This window comes from Algorimicrobium algoritergicola (genome assembly GCF_008086165.1).
Classification (GTDB): domain Bacteria; phylum Bacteroidota; class Bacteroidia; order Flavobacteriales; family Flavobacteriaceae; genus Algorimicrobium; species Algorimicrobium algoritergicola.
Map to the genome: position 1 here is coordinate 758,540 of NZ_VSKL01000001.1, position 18,483 is coordinate 777,022.

Below are 18,483 nucleotides of genomic sequence, written 5' to 3' on the forward strand. Positions count from 1 at the left end.
TAAGCTCCCAAAAAACTAAAAAGCAAATTTCAATTGCACACTAACCGCCTTTTTTTCTTCTGGTTTTTTCGTTTTTTTATCAGTGTTGAGGTTGGATAATGAAATCCCTAAAAGCCGTACCGAATTTTGCATGCCTTCCTGATATAACAAGTCTTTAGCTGTTTCTAAAATCACGCAGGCATCACTTACAAAATACGGCAAAGTTTTACTGCGCGTTTGCATCGTGAAATCGCTATATTTTATTTTTAAAGTGATGGTTTTTCCAGCCACATCGCTTTTTATTAAACGGCGAGATACTTCGTCTGCAATATGTTCTAACTTTTCCAACATGAAAATTTCGGATGATAAATTTTCATTAAAAGTCCGTTCAGCAGCCAAGGATTTCCGAATGCGATTTGGTTTCACTTCACTGGTATGAATCCCACGAACCACATGGTAATAAAAGCGGCCCGATTTTCCGAAATGTGAATCTAAATACTCTATGGTTTTCGACTTTAAATCGGTTCCCGTAAAAATACCAAGCTGATACATTTTTTCGGCAGTTACTTTCCCAACGCCATAAAATTTCCGAATATCCAACGCTTCTAAAAAGGGTAAAACATCTTCAGGATTTACCGTTTTCTGGCCATTTGGTTTGTTGTAATCACTGGCAATTTTTGCAATAAATTTATTGATGGAAATTCCGGCGGAAGCTGTTAATCCGACTTCATTAAAAATACGCGTTCGGATTTCTTGGGCTATTAAGCTCGCACTGGGATTCCCTTTTTTATTTTCGGTAACGTCCAGATACGCTTCATCTAAAGACAAAGGTTCCACCAAATCTGTATAATCGTAAAATATGTTCCGAACCTGTTTAGAAATTTCATGATACCGATCAAAACGTGTTTTAGCAAAAATGAGTTCAGGGCAAAGGCGCCTAGCTTGAACACCGCTCATAGCACTGCGAACACCAAATTTACGAGCTTCGTAACTGGCTGCACTAACCACACCACGATTACCAGAACCACCAACAGCCAATGGTTTTCCTTTTAATTCAGGATTATCCATTTGCTCAACAGACGCATAAAAGGCGTCCATATCCACATGAATAATTTTTCTAATGGGAAATGTGTCTGGCATGATGTAAATTTATAATATCTTTAGCATATAAACAGGTCATTATGGGTAAAACAGCTATCATTTTAGGTGCAACAGGATTAACTGGCGGTTTGCTATTACAGCAACTTCTGGACGATAACAGATATGATAAAATTAAGTTGTTTTCACGATCGGCTTGTGGTATTGATAATCCCAAAATAGAAGAACATTTGGTGGATTTATTCGAATTAAAATTATATCAAGAACATTTTACTGGCAACGTGGTATTTTGTTGTATAGGAACCACAAAAGCAAAAACGCCTGACCAAGAAACCTATTTGAAAATTGATTATGGCATTCCTGTTTCTGCTGCTGAAATGGCCAAAGAAAACGGGATTAAAACCTACATCGTTATTTCCGCATTAGGTGCTGATAAAAACAGTAAGGTGTTTTACAATCGAACGAAAGGTAGGATGGAAGAAGCCGTTATGGCACAACAAATCTCAAATACCTATGTACTCCAACCATCTTTAATTGGTGGTAGTCGTGATGAAAAACGCTTGGGTGAAAAACTGGCCAAAATTGCCATGACTATAGTCAATCCATTTTTAATGGGTTCTCTAGCTAAATACAAATCTATCCAACCAGAAACCATTGCTAAATGCATGGTGTTTTTAGATAATAACAACTATCCAGATAGTCGGATTTTGTCGGATGATATTAAACAAATTGTAAATCAATAATGCATTTTTCGTTTCAACGGAACACATAAATATGATTGAAATAGAACGCAAGTTTTTAGTCACCTCACAACAATTTAAAACAGAAGCTATTCGAAAAACACGGATTAAGCAAGGGTTTTTAAACACGGATAAAGCGCGAACTGTTCGTGTGCGACTCAAAGGAGAAATTGGTTTTATTACCGTTAAAGGCGCATCTACCGATGATGGATTATCACGTTTTGAATGGGAAAAAGAGATTTCAAAAACCGATGCTGAAGCCTTATTAAAATTATGTGAAATAGGTATTATTGATAAAATACGTTATGATATTGAAGTTGGTAAACATGTATTTGAAGTCGATGAGTTTTTTGGAGATAACACAGGTTTGATTGTTGCCGAAGTAGAACTTTCAAGCACCACCGAAGCATTTGAAAAACCCAATTGGCTTGGCAAAGAAGTGACTGGTGAGGCTAGATATTACAATTCGCAATTGAGTAAGAAACCTTTTAAAAATTGGAATTCATGAGGAATTTTGTAAGTTTCAATGGTAATATATCTGTTTCATTAGCAGGTAAAATTGAAATACTACAGCCTTAATGAAACAATTAAAAATAGGTGTTCAAGTTATAATTATTGTTGCTGTACTAATTCATTTTGCGGTTAAAGATTACTTCTATGCGTCTGCTATAATCTTCTATGCATTTCCGCTTCCAATTATCATGCTGTTATCTTCTTTTTCAATTATAGTTAATAAGAAATGGCGCAAAATTTCCATGTTATTTCTGCTCGTTTTAAGTGTCATTTGGTATTTTAAAAGCTATACTTCAAATCATGAAAATGCCGTTAATGAAGGTTTGGAAGTCGTTGTTTGGAATGCTGGACACAATCAAAGTTTTGAAGAGGCTTTTATTGAAAACAAACAGATTCCAGATGTCTTGGTTTTAATAGAATGCAATTTAAAATCGATTCAAGAAACCCGAAATAAATATCCAAATTATTACTTTCATTTATCTGAAGAGGAGATTGGAATTTTCTCCAAAACCCCTTTAAAAATTATAAGTGAAGTAACGTCTGAAACAAATTCTACCGTTTTAAAATTTACAACGAATAACATTATTTTTTATGCGGTCGATTTAACGGCTGAAGTATTTAATTCCAGAGAAGAGGAATTGCAATTTGTTTATTCCAACATAGCATATCGTAGTAATTCGGTTGTTTTAGGCGATTTTAATACACCTCTAGAATCCATTTATTTCGAAGACTTTAAAAACAATTACAATCATGCGTTTTCTGTTAAAGGAAAAGGCTTTAAAGAAACTTGGTTTTGGAATTTACCACTTTTGTCACTGGATCATATTTGGGTGTCTCATAATTTGAGAATAAATAAAACGGATAAAATACATACATGGAAATCAGATCATAGTTTGATACGAACGTATATCAGTCGACCAACTATTCCGAAATAGTCATCCATCGTTTGGCTTCATTACCAAAGGTATCTACAACCGTTAGCAAATGTTTTCCTTTTTTAGGAAGGATTCCAAATTCATGAATATTTTGCGTGCTTCCTAAAAACTGCTCATTTAGATACCAAAATACGGTTGTTTCAGGTTTGGAATGTGCTATTTTTAAAATGAGTTCATTGGTTTTTCCACCAAAATCCTTCGGAAGAAAAATGGTGTTGTTATCATTCGGATAAATGAATTGCATAGAAATGGCATTTTCTCCCAAACAATCCACTCTAAAAGGTGGTAAGGGTTTGTAAAAGGGATTTTTGGTTTTATAATAATAAGCCATTAATGGTGGTAATACAAACCATGATTTATGCGAAATATCTGCAATCGCTTCACAAGACGAATTCACTTGAAACTGTTCTAATGTATCTAAATGAACCAATACATGATACGGACAAGGCTTGGTTTTTAATCCCGAAACTTGAATAAATTTTTGTTCTACCTCATCACAATTTGGTGATGCACGATGACCACTTTGTTTGCAAATACTTACTTCCTGCATTTCATCAAAGGGTTTTGAAAACCAATCGCTATTCGGTAATAGGTTAAACACATCAAATAAAATGGGTGCAGCTGTTTGGACACCTACCAAACCAGGTCTGCCTTCACCATCTGCATTACCAACCCAAATACCAACCACATAATCTTTAGTTGTTCCAATAGCCCAAGCATCACGGAAACCAAAACTAGTACCTGTTTTCCAGGCTATTTGTTTAGAGCCATCATAAAACTCCCAATTATCATCGCCTTCTGGTCTGTTTACGGTTTTTAAACTTTCGTAGGTTAAATAGATGGAAGCGGCATCAAAAAGCGTTTTTTCAGCTGTTTTTTTTCCGAAATCAACTGTTTCGGAGTTGATGAAAATGGGTTCAGAAAATTCGTTACTAAAATACTCGCTAGATGTTTCCGAAAAATGATTTAGTGTTGAAGACAGCGCAGCATAACTTTTACATAAATCCCATAAATTACTTTCAGCACCTCCAAGAATAAGCGATAATCCATAATAATTGGCAGATTCTGAAAGGTCTTTAAGTTCTAGTTTTTTTAAATATTGATAGAATCTGTCTAATCCAAATTCCTGCAACATTCTAACAGAAGGCACATTTAAGGAACGTGATAAGGCACGACTAGCTGGAACAGCACCATCGTATGTTTTGTTATAATTTTCGGGATTATAACTACCATACTGCGTGGGAATATCAGCTACTAATGTGTTGGGTAATAAATCGCCAGCATCCAACATGGCTGCATATAAAAAAGGTTTTAAAATACTACCCGTACTTCGTGGTTTATCAATGATATCCACATCTTTTTGGTGTAATTTGTCTGCTGGTGTATTTCCAACATAAGCCAAAACCTTTCTGGTTTTAACATCTAAAACTAAAACAGCCGCATTGTGAATCCCGTTTTGCTTTAGTTGATTATAATGTGTTTTTACAAGTTGATTCACGCGCTCTTGTAAATGATTATCAACCGTTGTTTGAACGCGTTTTCCCGAATGTGTTGTCGCTACTTTTTGTAATAAATGTGGAGCCGTTTGTGGCAATGCATACGGTTTTTGCGGTAAACCTTCGGCAATAGATAGTTGATAGGTTAAAGAATCAATAACAGCGTTGTCTCGTAATTTTTTGAGTAAACGATTGCGTTTATTACGTAATTGTTCTTGATTTTTCCCAGGATAAATTAAACTTGGTGCATTGGGTAAAACAGCCAAGGTTGCATGTTCTGCCCACGATAATTGATTGGCATCGCGATTAAAATACCGCCAAGATGCGGCATCCAGTCCAACCACGTTTCCACCAAATGGTGCATTGCTGGCATAATAGGCTAAAATTTGATCTTTGCTTTCGCGAAGTTCTAAACGGGTTGCTAAAATAATTTCAATAACTTTTTCAAAGTAGGTTCTATTTTGTCCTTTTCGGGATAAACGAATGACTTGTTGTGTGAGCGTGCTCCCACCACGTTTGATACCATCAGATTTTAAATTATCTCTAAAGGCTTTAAAAATAGAAATAGGATTAAAACCAGGATGTTTGTAGAAATAGGCATCTTCAAAAGCAATAATACAGGTTTTAAATTTTTCTGGAATAGAATCGTTTTGTGGAAATCGCCATTGACCATCACGTGCAATTTGTGCGCCTAAAAGACGATTGTTTTGGCTGGTAATGACAGTCGCTGTTGGATCTGTAAATAATTGATTGGGTAAACAGAAATAATAGGCAATGAGTAATAGGAATACTATTGCCGATTTTATTCTATTTGCTTTTATGTAAGATATAACCTTCTTCATTTAGACTCCTACTTTCGTAGGAATTCGTATTCCCGCTCCACTTTACAAATCCGAACATGATACCAATTGTACCAGTGTTCACGACCTTTCTGTTGCGCAATTATATGTTCACTTTCCTGTTTCCAATTTTTAATGGCATCTAAACTTTCCCAATAGCTAACGGTTATTCCCAAACCATCTCTGGCGGATTCTATGCCAATAAATCCTGGTTGTTGTTTGGCAAGTGTCTCCATTTTTTCTGCCATTTCAGAATAACCTTCAATACGGTCTGTTTGTGTTGAGGTGAAAATAACAGCGTAATAGGGTTTAAAATCTTTACTCATAATTGTAGTTTCTTTTTATCCCAAGTTAACACTTGAACACCTTTAGAATAGTGAATTTTATCAGGCTTATTATTTATTAATTGATTGAATTTAGGATACTCTATTTCTAATTTTTTGATAGTAATAGCTTGCATTGGCCATTCTTGATGATGTACATCGTATTCAATTATTTTATTTTTATGTTCTTGATGAACAGCATAACGTTCAGTTAACCAGATATCAGTTTCATCTTTAATAATAGGATCACTGCCTATTCTGTATTCCATATAAAATGAATCGCTATTTTTTTTGTTGTTGGATTCATAGCTATAGGCTGTTCGTTTCATTTTAGAATACTGATAAGGGAATTTGGATATGGTTTTTAAAAGTTTGCACGATGACCGTTTGCTCCCTTCCATATTTAAAAAATAAACACTTGGTTTTTCGTTACAAATGGTATAAACCCTAATATTTATCTCGTGAAAATCGGAAATGTGAGGTAGTTTTGGCAAACTTCTAATGCCAATATGATTCATGTTGAAAGCGACTAAACTAATCCATGTTTCTCCATTTATAGTGTCTAATTGAATGCCTTTGGGAAGAAAGGGTTTTATGGATTTCGAAGACACTTTCCAATGTAAAAAAATAGCATCGTTCCATTCTTGATAAAATTTCCAAGAACGTGAAGGAACTTCAAAAGTTCGATGTCTAGTATGTTTTAATATGCTTTTAGCTTTCATTATTTTTCAACAGTAATCCATTGTCCTTTATTTCGCACTAAATAATCATTGTCATACATGGCTTCAGCTTGAATGCCAGGTAAATAATAGGTTCCTAAAAAGGAAGCATTCAGCATAATATGAAAAGTTTTACTGCCTTGCTTTCCTTTTTGTGGCAAATCGAAGTAGTAATTCACTTCATTATCTCGAATATCGGTATAACGTGCTTGACTAGTTGTTGCCGGACCAAAATCGGTAAATCGTGTATTAATGATCTCCCAACCAGATGGAAATAATTGGGTGAGTGCCACATCGTTTATATTTTCATTTTTAAGATTGCTAACCGTAATGGTTGCCACAAAATCCTGACCTTGTTTTAAATTAGAAATAGTAATTTTAGTGCCAGTCAAATCTTTATAGACGACGGAAACACTCAAGCCACGTTGTTCCGTGAGCTCTTGACCAAGTGGAAGTTTTCCAGAATTAAGCACACGTACATACACCAAATTGGCTTTTTTATTTGTGAATGTTAGTTGATTTGCGCCATCATTTATCGGTAAATCACGTTGCGCAATTGCCGATTTCGATTTGATGGTTTCAGATTTTCCGTTGATGGTGTAAGCAAGATCTAAATCTTTGCCACCATTGGCTTCCACCATTTTTGCCATAGCCAATAAGCTATAAGCTGTTGTTTGGGTACTCATCCAACGGTTGCTCGATAAATCATTCGCTAGATATTCTGCTAACTCACGTTGCTGTGGGTTTTTAGTCAGCACCATAGTTTCCAAAGCCATGGCACGATTTCTATCCACCGATCCGTAGGTGTAGTAATTATATTTTGGTGGTTGGAAATTAATATTAGCTGTTTTTGAAATAGCTAGACTCGCCTCATTTTGTCCTGCTAAAGCATAAGCTGCTGCCAAACGCCATTTAGCTTCGTTGGATATTTCAGAAAACTCACGTAAACGGTTCATAGCCGCTAAATCTGCTTTTCCAGCTAAAGCCAATGTGTAAAGTCTGTAGGCTTGTGCTAAATCTGAATTATAGGTTCTGTAACTTGGTCGCCAATCACGAGCAGCTTGTTTTTGATAGGATATCCAATTATTTTTAAATGTTAATGGTAACACATACCCTTTCTTTTCTGCTTCTAGCATAAAGTGACCAGCATAACTGGTAGACCAATCGTTAGCTGTGTTTTCGCCCATCCAATAACTCATACCGCCATTAGGCATTTGAAATTGCGCCAAACGTTTGATTCCACTTTCAATGTTTTTCTGAATGTCTTGTTTTTTATCTAGTGTTAAATCGAAAATATCGTTTAAATATAATTGAGGAAAAACACCTGATGTGGTTTGTTCTAAACAGCCATGTGGATATCTTATTAAGAATTGTAAACGTCTTGTGAAATCCATAGGCGGTAAGGTTGAAAATTCTACCGTAGCCGAATTGGTTCCCATTTCACCAAAGGTTGTAAAGTTGAGCGTTTCTTCGGCATTTGCAGCAACCGATTTATCAATAGATTTTGATGACATAGGATTTGGATTCATCACATCTATCTCTACTTTATAGGTCGATTTTTCACCGTTACCTTTTGCAATAACTTCAATAGTATTAAAGCCTTTTGCTTGACTAACATCCAATTCAAAATAGCGCATTTTTTCGTCTGGCTTATCGAAGGTGATATTTTGCGTTTTTTCACCAACTACAGAAATCCCATTGCTTAATTTCAAGCTAATTTCTACATTTTTCACTTTGTTTTCCATAGCAAAAACGGTCACAGGAAGCGTTACTTTTTCACCTGGACTTAATTTTCTTGGTAAAGAAGCTAAAACCATAAGCGGTTTTTTAACCTGAACCGATTTATCTACACTACCATAGGCTTCGTTGTTAGCATTTCCAGCGACAACCATAGTCCGAACAGCTCCAATATAATTTGGTAATTTTAAGCTATGCGATTTGTTTTCGCCTTCCTTCAAACTAAAAGGTCCTAAATAGGTAACAACTGGTTTAAAACGGTTGGCTTTTTTATTTTTTCCTGCAGCAGCATTTCCGTCACCACCAATTGCGAAAACTTGATCTATACTGCCAGAATAAGCACCAATTACAGCATCAAAAAGATCCCAAGTTTTGACTCCTAGCGCTTCTCGCGCATAAAAATCATCCCAAGCATTTGGTGTTTTAAAACGCGTTAAATCTAGCAAACCTTCCTCTACCATTGCAATGGTGTAGGTCATGGCTTTGTTGTTTTTTTCGGAAACCGTTACCTTAAATTCCTGCTCTGGTTGTAACACGTCAGGCATTTTAAGTTGTGGCTCCAATTTGGTGTTTGGATCTTCAACCATTAGCGGAATAACACCAAATAAACGAATTGGCAAATCGTTTGCTGTCATGGCATGCGGCTGTAAAAGTGAAATATTAATAAACACGTTTGGTGCCATTTCGGGCGTGATTGGAATGGTTACTTTGGTTTCGCCTGGAAGCGTTTTTGCCCATTTGGTTTCTAACACTTCCGTACCATTTTCTACGCTTACTAACGCGCGACCTTCACTGCCAGAATTAAATGTAATGGTAGCCGTTTCGCCAACATTATAGGTTTCTTTATCTGCGGAAAATACTAACATTTTTGCGGCTTCTTTATCGCTAGTCGGTGCTTTTTGCCACCAGTTTTTGTAAAAGTAAGCTGTACGTCCTGTAGCATGACCACTTACGGGATCAATGACACGAATAAGATAACGACCACCTTCTTCGTCTGGAATTTTTATATTGAAACTCCCTTTACCTTGTGCATTGGTGTTTACTTTACTATCTAAATACGGTCTGTGATAATTACTGGATACGTAACTGGACAGATTATCATCAGAAGAATTCCACCACCAACGCCATTCAATTTTATATATTTTTACTTCTAGATTATTGCGTTGCATGGGCTTTCCATCTTTATCTACAACCACCACATCAAAGGTTTGATTTTCATCTGTAAAAAAGGAACCATAAGCTTTTGGCTCTGGCGATTGTAAACCGACAAAGGATTCATAAGGTGCAAACGGCATGGTGAATGCATCCATGGAAAAATCGCCGCCATTTTCAAAAGCACGCACTAAAAACTGGACGTTTAACATGCCAGGCGCATTTTTGCCAACTTCTAATTGATTATTTATTTTTGCGATTCCTTCGGCATTCACATTCCCTTCAAAAACGGTTAATTCTTCGGTTTCAAATTCGCGTGTTGGATCAGAAAATATGTAGTTTTTGTAATTTTTGAATCCGGAGTTGGAACTGCTAATTTTCGCTTTAATTTCAGCTTTTAAATTTTTTCCAACTGCGCCATGAAGCCATTTTACATCTAGAGTTCCTGCTAGTGGTTTGTTGTTGGTTAAGATCTCGTTTTCAAAATCGACTTTAATTTTAAGACGATTTGGTTTAACGGTTTCAATCTTTAATGTTTTATAAAATGTAGCACCACCAACGGAAACTTTAGCACTATAATTTCCGGTTTTATCTTCCGTATTAGTTGCCACTGTGAATTTGTAAAAATTATTAAGGTTTTCGGTTGTGATATTTTTGAATGTCAGTTTTCCATTAGGATCTGTGATTTCTAGTTTCACAGGATGTTCTTTCGGTAATTTATTCGCTTTATCATTCAACATAAAGGTTAAATGAAGCGTGTCTCCAGGACGCCAAACACCACGCTCGCCATACAAATAGCCTTTAAGTCCGCGTTGCATTTTATTACCAGAAACATCAAATTTACTTAAGGAAAGTGAGTTACCATCCGCTAGTTTTAAATACGCAGTATTATCGCCTTTTTTTACAATGGCAAAAGCTGCATGCTTGTCCGAATCAATGGTTAATAAGCCTTCCGAATCTGTAAAAAGCGTTACCATTTCCTGTTGCTGAAAATTGTAAAGCGTTACGGATGCATTGGCTTCAGGATTGGTTGTTAAAATATTGGTTACAGCAAAATAATAGGAATTGTTCTCGCCACGTTTGGCAATCACGCCCAAATTGGAGGCGACTATATTTTGCGAAACAACCCGATCTTGATTAAAATAGGCTTCATGACATGGATTTTCACGTTCGCGCCAATTGTATGAATAGTTTTTGTAGTTGTAAATTAAATTATCCCAATAGGCTTCTTCACGTAGATCGTCATCTTCGGTGTACGATTCTTCGTTATAATCAGTACCATAATAATCATCCTCATAGTAGTAATCGTCATAATCATCATGGCTTACTTCGGCTGTTTCGTTAGCACTACAATCGTATAACGAATAATCTTTATTGAAGCTCAATTCTACCCGGTAAATGGCTCCAGGATCAGCATTAAAGAATTTGGATAAATCAATACTATAAGCGCGCCATTTTCCCGTGTTTTCAGCTGCCGATTGGAGTTCAATAGTTTGTTTCGCAATCCTGCGGCCTACTTGTCGGATGCTATTTTGGTTATTGCCGTCTAAATTATTTTCCTGCAAAAACTGTAATATATTATCTTGATATATTTTAATAATCCGGACTTCGACCGCTTTTAGGTTTACCGCTTCAAAATTAAATTTAAGTTGCTTTGAGTTTGGCAGAATACTTCCGTTGCTAATTAAGCGGACTTGTGGTTTTAAGTTTTCAAAGGTAATTTTTTCTGAAAAGGGGTTCTTCAATTTAAAGCCATCTGAATTGGCTATACCTTGAAAAATATCCACTTGAATATCGCCAACTAATTTGCTTTCTGGATAGACTTTTAAAATATTTCCTTCAACTATAAATTTGGGGTTTTTGCTTTTCTCAATCGTCACTAAACCATCAAAGTTTTGCTGTTTTTTAAGTGGATCCGAGAAGTTAATGGATACGTATTGTTCGGGTAACTGAATCACTTCCACATCCACAATGGTAAAATTATTGATGCCTGGAATTTTCAAGGTATTTTCACCTGTATTGTCTGCATTAATGGCTTTGCCTTGCCATTTGACTAAAATTTCAGAATCCTCTATTTTTCTATGAATACTGTCAATTTTGAATTCAAAAACGCGTGATTTTTCGTTATATTCATTAAAAACTATCTGTAATTTTTTGCCATTTTGTGAGGCTTCCACTAATTGTTTGGCTTGCTTTAATGAGATTACATCTGAAGCACGAATAACCGCTTCAACATACTGCCATTCCTTACTGTAAGATTGTAAATTAGTGGTATTAATCGTGAAATTTGGCGTGATGGTTTTAAACTGAAAGGTGTAATTGCCAAAATCATTTGGCATGTCATTGTAAATTTTCTTCAGTTTTACAGTAACGGTATATTCGGTAGAAGGTTCTAGCGGTTCATCTGGCGTAAATAAAAGAGATTGCTGATTAACAACAACCAATTTACCAGAAACATGTGGTGAAATACTTACAATATCATCAATTATTTCCTGTCCCATTTCCCATCTTTCAAAAGGTTTAGTTAGATTAATTTGAATAGGATCTGCAATAGAGTTTAAACCCGATGTGGTATAACTTATGTATTCGCGAAATTTAAAAAGATTGTCGGTTTCGGTATCTTCCTTTTTACAAGACGCCAAAACTGAAAAGATGACAACGACGGTTAAGATTTTTTTAAATAACATATACGATTAATTTTTATTGAATAAATATAACTGATGTTCTTCCTAACGTTTTTAGGCTAGGAAATTTTGAGTGTTATGGTAAGTTAGGAAAACGATTAATTTTCATTGTCTTTATAAATACCGATGGTTAATTCACCTTTGTCATTCATGGAAGCACGGTACATGCCAGCAGTATTAAATTCCATAACCAAATTTCCAAATTTGTCCACAGCAATAATCCCGCCATCTCCACCAAGTTCTGGAACTTTTTTCTGGATAACCTCGCGCGCAGCCTCTTGAAGCGTGAGGCCTTTGTAGTCCATTAAAGCTGAAATATCATGTGCTACCATAGCACGAATAAAAAATTCGCCCCAACCAGTGCTGGAAACTGCACAGGTATTATTATTGGCATAGGTTCCTGCTCCAATAATTGGTGCATCGCCAATACGTCCCCAACGTTTGTTGGTCATACCACCTGTTGAGGTTCCCGCTGCTAAATTGCCATTTTTATCTAAAGCCACACAGCCCACGGTTCCAAATTTAGAATCTTTAATGGCTGTATCATAAAAAGCGGATTTATTATCTGTTTCTTCTTTACTAGCTCTGTCCGAAGGTGCTTTCTCTTCGCGTTCCTTCACCCGTTTTAAACCATTAAATCTATTCTCCGTAAAAAAGTAACTAGAGTCCACAATAGTTATACCTTGTTCTTGGGCAAATTTCTCGGCACCTAAACCAGATAGCATTACGTGTGGTGAGTTTTCCATAATAGCTCGTGCTAAATTTATCGGGTTTTTAACTGTTTTTGTTCCAGCTGACGCACCAGCATTTAAGGTTTTCCCATCCATAATGGACGCATCCAATTCATTGGTTTCAGCATTGGTGAAAACAGCTCCTTTTCCTGCGTTGAATAACGGCGAATCTTCTAAAATATTAATCGTTTTTTCAACAGCATCCAAACTGCTTCCACCGTCACTTAATATTTTATGTCCTACGCGAATGGCTTCTTCTAGCTTAGCTTCGTAAGCAGCTTCATCTTCGGCAGTCATGTTTTTTTTCAAAATTGTTCCAGCACCTCCATGAATAACAATGGCAAATTCGTTTACCTGTAGTTTGGTGCTATCTATAACTTCTGGATTATTCAGATTGGAGATGGCTTCAAGCTCCTCCTTACTTTTGCAGTTGAAAAATAAAATTAAAAGGATTAAAACATATAAGGGGTTTTTCATAGGTAATGACTTTTAAATGAGAACTGAAAGTTAACAATTTTTAAAACGTTTCACTTTAGTAAGGCGACATTTATTAGTATATTTGCGAATAGTAAGAATAATAATTAAAAAAAATAGATTTATGCAAGAAGTTGCAACAGATTTCGGAATTGAAAAAGCCCTAAAAGCATTAGGTGTTAAAGATATAAACGAAGGAACATCAACAGGTTCCAATAATTTTTCAAGTGGTGATGTTATTGAGAGTATTTCGCCAGTAAATGGAAAATTAATTGCCAAAGTTAAGACAACTACTAAAGCAGATTATGAAAAAGTGATGGATGCTGCAACAGCTGCTTTTCCAGTTTGGAGAGCTATGCCAGCACCTCAACGTGGTGAAATAGTGCGTCAATTTGGAAATAAATTACGTGAGTTAAAAGAACCTCTAGGACGATTAGTATCTTTTGAAATGGGTAAATCCCTTCAAGAAGGTTACGGAGAAGTTCAAGAAATGATTGATATCTGCGATTTTGCAGTTGGATTATCTAGACAATTAAACGGACAAACAATTCCATCGGAACGTCCAGGTCATGTTATGCGTGAGCAATGGCACTCTTTAGGTGTTGTTGGTATTATTTCAGCATTTAACTTTCCAGTGGCAGTTTGGGCTTGGAACACAGCTTTAGCTTGGGTTTGTGGTGATGTTTGTATATGGAAAGCTTCAGAAAAAACACCATTATGTTCTATAGCTTGTCAGAATATTATTACTGAAATTTTAAAAGATAATAATTTACCAGAAGGTATTTCAAGTATTATAAATGGTGATTATAAGGTTGGTGAAATGATGACAACTGATACGCGTATTCCTTTAATTTCTGCTACAGGTTCTACACGAATGGGTAGAATTGTTGGTGTAACCGTTGCAGAACGTTTTGGAAAATCTTTATTAGAATTAGGTGGAAATAACGCGATTATTATTACACCAACAGCTGATTTAAAAGTAGTCGTTCCAGGTGCTGTATTTGGTGCAGTAGGAACAGCTGGACAGCGTTGTACATCTACGCGTCGTTTAATTATTCATGAATCGGTTTATGATAAAGTAAGAGACGCAATTGTTGGCGCTTACGGACAATTAACTATTGGAAATCCATTGGATGAAAAAAATCATATTGGACCATTAATTGATGAAGATGCTGTAAACGCATACTTGTCTGCTATTGAAAGAGCCAAAGCAGAAGGCGGAACCGTTTTAGTTGAAGGTGGTGTCGTAGAAGGTGAAGGTTACGAAAGTGGCTGTTACGTAAAACCAGCTATTATTGAAGCCGAAAATCATTATGAAATTGTACAGCACGAAACATTTGCACCAGTTTTATATATAATGAAATATTCAGGTGAGGTTGAAAATGCAATTGACAAACAAAATGGTGTTGCACAAGGATTATCTTCAGCTATTATGACCAATGAATTGAAAGAAGCCGAAAAATTCTTATCATTCGCAGGTTCAGATTGTGGTATTGCCAATGTAAATATTGGAACTTCAGGTGCTGAAATTGGTGGTGCTTTTGGTGGTGAAAAAGAAACAGGTGGTGGACGTGAATCTGGGTCTGATGCTTGGAAAGTATATATGCGTCGTCAAACAAATACCGTAAACTATTCTGATGAGTTACCATTAGCTCAAGGAATTAAGTTCGATTTATAATCGACTCAAAATATAGTAACTTAAAAAGTCGTTTTTATTCCTGTCTTGGAATTTAAGCGACTTTTTTTAGTGCATACATATTGGATTATCAGTAATTAAATAAATTGTAATTATACCTAGCACATGATTAAATCCGTTGTTATTACACAACGGATTTTTCGTTTTCAGAAAATAACGGGTTTGTTAATAGTTTGATAAAGTAACGTGATTTTGAAAATTTTGGCGTCTTTTTTGTGTTTGAAGTCGTATATTTTAAATAGAAATGATTCCTAATGGGTAATGATGACAGATAAACATATTCAACATTTATATTGGCGTGCAGGTTTTGGAATTGGTCCAAAGCAATTAAAGCGTCTTTCTAGTAAAAATCGCCAGGAAATAGTTGATGGCTTATTTTATGATGTTAAAAACACGTCACCTTTAACCATAGAAACAACTCAATTTGATAATTTAACGAGAGAAAAATACAATAAGGATGAAAAAACGAAACGCTATTATGGAAAGCAATCACGTTTAAAAACTAAAGAATTCAATATCGCTTGGATTGATAGAATGACGTCTGATTCTAATGTGCTTCATGAGAAAATGACACTTTTTTGGGTTAATCATTTTGTATGTCAAGATACGAATATATTGCATGTTCAAAAGTATCATAATACGATACGTGAACATGCATTAGGGAATTTTACAGATTTTGTAAAAGCCATTTCCCGAGAAGCTTCCATGATTAAGTATTTGGATTTAAATCAAAACAGAAAAGAAAAACCAAATGAGAATTTTTCTAGAGAACTCATGGAGTTATTTACATTAGGTGTTGGAAATTATACGGAACAGGATGTTCAGGAAGCAGCTAAAGCATTTACCGGTTACAACCATAAATTTCAGGGTGATTTCCAATTTAATGACAAACATCATAATGAGGATTTCAAATTCATTTTTGATAAATCTGGTCGTTATGATGGCGATGTGGTTATCGATATGATTTTAGAAAAAAAGCAATGTGCGCAGTTTATATGTGAAAAACTATATCGTTATTTTATAAGTGACACACTTAATACAAATCATATAGAAGAAATGATAGCTGTTTTTTATCCAAGCTATGATATAGAAACGGTTGTTCATTTTATGTTTATATCAGATTGGTTTTATGATGATATTCATATTGGGACAAAAATAAAATCACCAACTCAATTAATAATTGGTATAAAAAAAACAATACCATTTACGTTTGAAAATCCACAACACGCCATAACAATTCAACGCATGTTAGGACAGGTTTTATTGTATCCGCCTAATGTTGCTGGTTGGGAAGGCGGACAAGCTTGGATTAATAGTAACACTATTTTAATGCGCTTAAAATTGGCATCTTTATTATTGAATAATGGTGTTATTTCCGTTCAGGAACAAGGTGGTTTTTCAGATGCTTTTGAAGGTTATTATCGTCGGTTATCGAAAAATAAGATAACAAATACAAAAGTTGATTGGAAGGTTTTTAATAACAGCTTTAACAACGTTGCATTTGAAGAAATGAAGTCCATAATACTAGTGCCTTTTTTAGGGAAGGGAACCCTTGCTTATTTCAAAAAATTACAAAAAACATCAACTAAAGATCAATGCATTCAATTAATGTCTTTACCTGAATATCAAATGTGCTAAAATATGCCAATATGGACAGACGTCATTTTTTAAAAAATACAACATTAGCGAGTAGCTTATTCTTTGTGCCCAGTTTTATTAGGGCTTTTGAGGATACGCTGTCTAGTAATTTAGGGTATAAACGTTTGGTAATTATTCAACTTTCTGGTGGCAACGATGGTCTAAATACAGTGGTGCCTTTTAATAATGATGTGTATTATAGGTCTCGTCCAAAATTGGCATTAAAACGTCCCGATTTGATTTCTATAACGGATGATTTAGGGTTTCATGGTGCTTTAAAACCTTTAAAGCGTTTGTATGATCAAGGTCATTTATCCATAATTAATAATGTTGGTTACCCAAACCCAAACAGATCCCATTTTAGAGCTACAGATATTTGGCAAACCGCTAGTCCATCCAATAAGTATTATAAAAATGGTTGGATAGGTCGGTTTTTAGATCAGCATGGAAATGAGCCTTATAATGCTATTGAATTAAATGAAAGTTTGTCCCTGGCCTTACAAGGAAAAAAATTAAGTGGAATGGCTTTTAGAAATCCGCATACATTTTATCAACTATCTCAAGATCCATTTATTAAACAAGTCACGAAACAAAATGAAGATACGCATTTAAGCGAGCATAATTTGGGGTATTTGTATAAAACCATGATAGCAGCAGAGTCATCGGCTAAATATATCCATGAGAAAAATACCATTAAAAATAGTACTATAGATTATCCGAAAAACGGTTTTGCTCACCAATTGAAAACGACGGCATCCTTTATTAATTCACGATTAAAAACAAAAGTTTTTTATGCGTCGCTAGATGGATTTGATACACATGTAAACCAAGCAAATACGCATAGTAAATTATTGGAAACGTATGCCGAAAGTGTGGAAGCTTTTGTCAAAGATTTGAAAAAACACGACACCTTTAATGATACCTTAATTTTAACTTTTTCGGAGTTTGGAAGACGTGTTAAGCAAAATGCTGGTAATGGAACTGATCATGGTACTGCGAATAATGTGTTTATTATAGGGAATAAATTGAAAAAACCTGGCGTTTATAATCCGTTGGCTAGTTTGTCGGATTTAGATGATCAAGGTGATGTGAAATTTGAAATCGACTTCAGAGCTATTTACGCAACAATTTTAAATAAATGGCTGGATGTTGATGCTGTTCCTATTTTAAATCAACAGTTCAATCAATTAGATTTTATATAAAAAGGCCTAATAATAATTAAATTTTAGGCCTTTTTTGCTTTACTAAATTAACGCTTATGATCGTGTAAAGATTAAATGTCTTATACCAAATCCAATTTGTTCTAGGATGAGCTCTGTTGAAGTTAAAGATATAATGGTAGAAGTTTCAGTACCAGAATCAGTGATAATTTTAACACCATTTTTGCCATCAACTTGAAGAAGTTCATAAGTGCCATTAAGTACACCATCTGAAATACAATTGTCATCATCACCTTCATTGAAAAATTCAACTTGAGCTTCGCCATTTAAAGAAAATTGATAGTAGGTTCTTTTGATGCATGTAGTAAGTGGAATTTGCACACCTGTTTCAGGATCCTCTACTGTTACTATATTCCATCTGTGTGATATTTTTTCATGAATTGTAAGTTCTGGTGGAATGGCTACAGCATCATTGTCATCATCTTTACTGCAGTTGAATACAGTTAAAAAACTGATAGTTAAAATTATAATTTTTAAATGTTTCATAATTTATTTATTAGTTGAACACT

Annotated in this window: 13 protein-coding genes; 6 read left to right on the forward strand and 7 right to left on the reverse strand. The window is 35.2% G+C overall.

The genetic code is table 11. From position 1 onward, the window contains the following. Positions 1-15: 15 nt before the first annotated feature. A complete protein-coding gene (gene dinB / locus ES675_RS03595; protein ID WP_066247222.1) occupies positions 16-1,119 on the reverse strand; it encodes a DNA polymerase IV in 1,104 nt (367 codons plus the stop codon). Positions 1,120-1,160: 41 nt separating this feature from the next. Between dinB and ES675_RS03600 the strand changes: the two genes are divergently transcribed. The 3 genes from ES675_RS03600 (at position 1,161) to ES675_RS03610 (ending at position 3,265) form a co-directional block, all read left to right on the forward strand. Further along, on the forward strand, positions 1,161-1,820 hold the full coding sequence (locus tag ES675_RS03600; RefSeq protein WP_066247225.1) for an NAD(P)H-binding protein: 660 nt from the start codon (positions 1,161-1,163) through the stop codon (positions 1,818-1,820). Between the two features lie 31 nt (positions 1,821-1,851). Then, on the forward strand, positions 1,852-2,325 hold the full coding sequence (locus ES675_RS03605) for a CYTH domain-containing protein (RefSeq protein ID WP_066247227.1): 474 nt from the start codon (positions 1,852-1,854) through the stop codon (positions 2,323-2,325). A gap of 70 nt (positions 2,326-2,395) precedes the next feature. Further along, complete coding sequence (locus tag ES675_RS03610) at positions 2,396-3,265, forward strand: endonuclease/exonuclease/phosphatase family protein (protein ID WP_066247230.1); 870 nt, start codon at positions 2,396-2,398, stop codon at positions 3,263-3,265. On the opposite strand, the gene pbpC is transcribed toward ES675_RS03610, so the two are convergent. From pbpC to ES675_RS03635, 5 genes are all read right to left on the reverse strand, one after another. Beyond that, complete coding sequence (gene pbpC / locus ES675_RS03615) at positions 3,252-5,603, reverse strand: penicillin-binding protein 1C (RefSeq protein ID WP_066247233.1); 2,352 nt, start codon at positions 5,601-5,603, stop codon at positions 3,252-3,254. The two genes, ES675_RS03610 and pbpC, sit on opposite strands and share 14 nt — an antisense overlap. A gap of 8 nt (positions 5,604-5,611) precedes the next feature. After that, on the reverse strand, positions 5,612-5,926 hold the full coding sequence (locus ES675_RS03620) for an antibiotic biosynthesis monooxygenase family protein (RefSeq protein ID WP_066247238.1): 315 nt from the start codon (positions 5,924-5,926) through the stop codon (positions 5,612-5,614). Further along, positions 5,923-6,645: a YqjF family protein gene (locus ES675_RS03625; RefSeq protein ID WP_066247241.1), complete on the reverse strand. Its 723-nt coding sequence runs from the start codon at positions 6,643-6,645 to the stop codon at positions 5,923-5,925. Before ES675_RS03625 ends, ES675_RS03620 begins: the two co-directional genes overlap by 4 nt. After that, positions 6,645-12,218, reverse strand: a complete 5,574-nt coding sequence (locus ES675_RS03630) for an alpha-2-macroglobulin family protein (protein WP_066247244.1) — start codon at positions 12,216-12,218, stop codon at positions 6,645-6,647. The genes ES675_RS03625 and ES675_RS03630 overlap by 1 nt, the downstream gene beginning before the upstream one ends. Positions 12,219-12,313: 95 nt before the next feature. Continuing rightward, the gene (locus tag ES675_RS03635; protein WP_066247249.1) at positions 12,314-13,423 is read right to left on the reverse strand and encodes an isoaspartyl peptidase/L-asparaginase family protein; all 1,110 of its coding nucleotides are present in this window, start codon (positions 13,421-13,423) and stop codon (positions 12,314-12,316) included. Between the two features lie 121 nt (positions 13,424-13,544). Between ES675_RS03635 and amaB the strand changes: the two genes are divergently transcribed. The 3 genes from amaB (at position 13,545) to ES675_RS03650 (ending at position 17,956) form a co-directional block, all read left to right on the forward strand. Then, positions 13,545-15,098 carry an L-piperidine-6-carboxylate dehydrogenase gene (gene amaB, locus ES675_RS03640; RefSeq protein WP_066247251.1) on the forward strand — a complete coding sequence of 518 codons (1,554 nt, stop codon included), beginning with the start codon at positions 13,545-13,547 and terminating at the stop codon, positions 15,096-15,098. 282 nt (positions 15,099-15,380) lie between these two features. Continuing rightward, on the forward strand, positions 15,381-16,754 hold the full coding sequence (locus ES675_RS03645; protein WP_066247254.1) for a DUF1800 domain-containing protein: 1,374 nt from the start codon (positions 15,381-15,383) through the stop codon (positions 16,752-16,754). 11 nt (positions 16,755-16,765) lie between these two features. Further along, positions 16,766-17,956, forward strand: a complete 1,191-nt coding sequence (locus ES675_RS03650; protein ID WP_066247259.1) for a DUF1501 domain-containing protein — start codon at positions 16,766-16,768, stop codon at positions 17,954-17,956. A gap of 54 nt (positions 17,957-18,010) precedes the next feature. Here ES675_RS03650 and ES675_RS03655 read toward each other — a convergent pair whose 3' ends face one another. Continuing rightward, positions 18,011-18,460, reverse strand: a complete 450-nt coding sequence (locus ES675_RS03655) for a lipocalin-like domain-containing protein (RefSeq protein WP_066247261.1) — start codon at positions 18,458-18,460, stop codon at positions 18,011-18,013. Between the last annotated feature and the right edge of the window lie 23 nt (positions 18,461-18,483).

Excerpts from the sequence above, each read along its gene's own strand:
- dinB (WP_066247222.1), bottom strand. The coding sequence starts at position 1,119 with ATGCCAGACACATTTCCCATTAGAAAAATTATTCATGTGGATATGGAC.
- ES675_RS03600 (WP_066247225.1), top strand. The coding sequence starts at position 1,161 with ATGGGTAAAACAGCTATCATTTTAGGTGCAACAGGATTAACTGGCGGT.
- ES675_RS03605 (WP_066247227.1), top strand. The coding sequence starts at position 1,852 with ATGATTGAAATAGAACGCAAGTTTTTAGTCACCTCACAACAATTTAAA.
- ES675_RS03610 (WP_066247230.1), top strand. The coding sequence starts at position 2,396 with ATGAAACAATTAAAAATAGGTGTTCAAGTTATAATTATTGTTGCTGTA.
- pbpC (WP_066247233.1), bottom strand. The coding sequence starts at position 5,603 with ATGAAGAAGGTTATATCTTACATAAAAGCAAATAGAATAAAATCGGCA.
- ES675_RS03620 (WP_066247238.1), bottom strand. The coding sequence starts at position 5,926 with ATGAGTAAAGATTTTAAACCCTATTACGCTGTTATTTTCACCTCAACA.
- ES675_RS03625 (WP_066247241.1), bottom strand. The coding sequence starts at position 6,645 with ATGAAAGCTAAAAGCATATTAAAACATACTAGACATCGAACTTTTGAA.
- ES675_RS03630 (WP_066247244.1), bottom strand. The coding sequence starts at position 12,218 with ATGTTATTTAAAAAAATCTTAACCGTCGTTGTCATCTTTTCAGTTTTG.
- ES675_RS03635 (WP_066247249.1), bottom strand. The coding sequence starts at position 13,423 with ATGAAAAACCCCTTATATGTTTTAATCCTTTTAATTTTATTTTTCAAC.
- amaB (WP_066247251.1), top strand. The coding sequence starts at position 13,545 with ATGCAAGAAGTTGCAACAGATTTCGGAATTGAAAAAGCCCTAAAAGCA.
- ES675_RS03645 (WP_066247254.1), top strand. The coding sequence starts at position 15,381 with ATGACAGATAAACATATTCAACATTTATATTGGCGTGCAGGTTTTGGA.
- ES675_RS03650 (WP_066247259.1), top strand. The coding sequence starts at position 16,766 with ATGGACAGACGTCATTTTTTAAAAAATACAACATTAGCGAGTAGCTTA.
- ES675_RS03655 (WP_066247261.1), bottom strand. The coding sequence starts at position 18,460 with ATGAAACATTTAAAAATTATAATTTTAACTATCAGTTTTTTAACTGTA.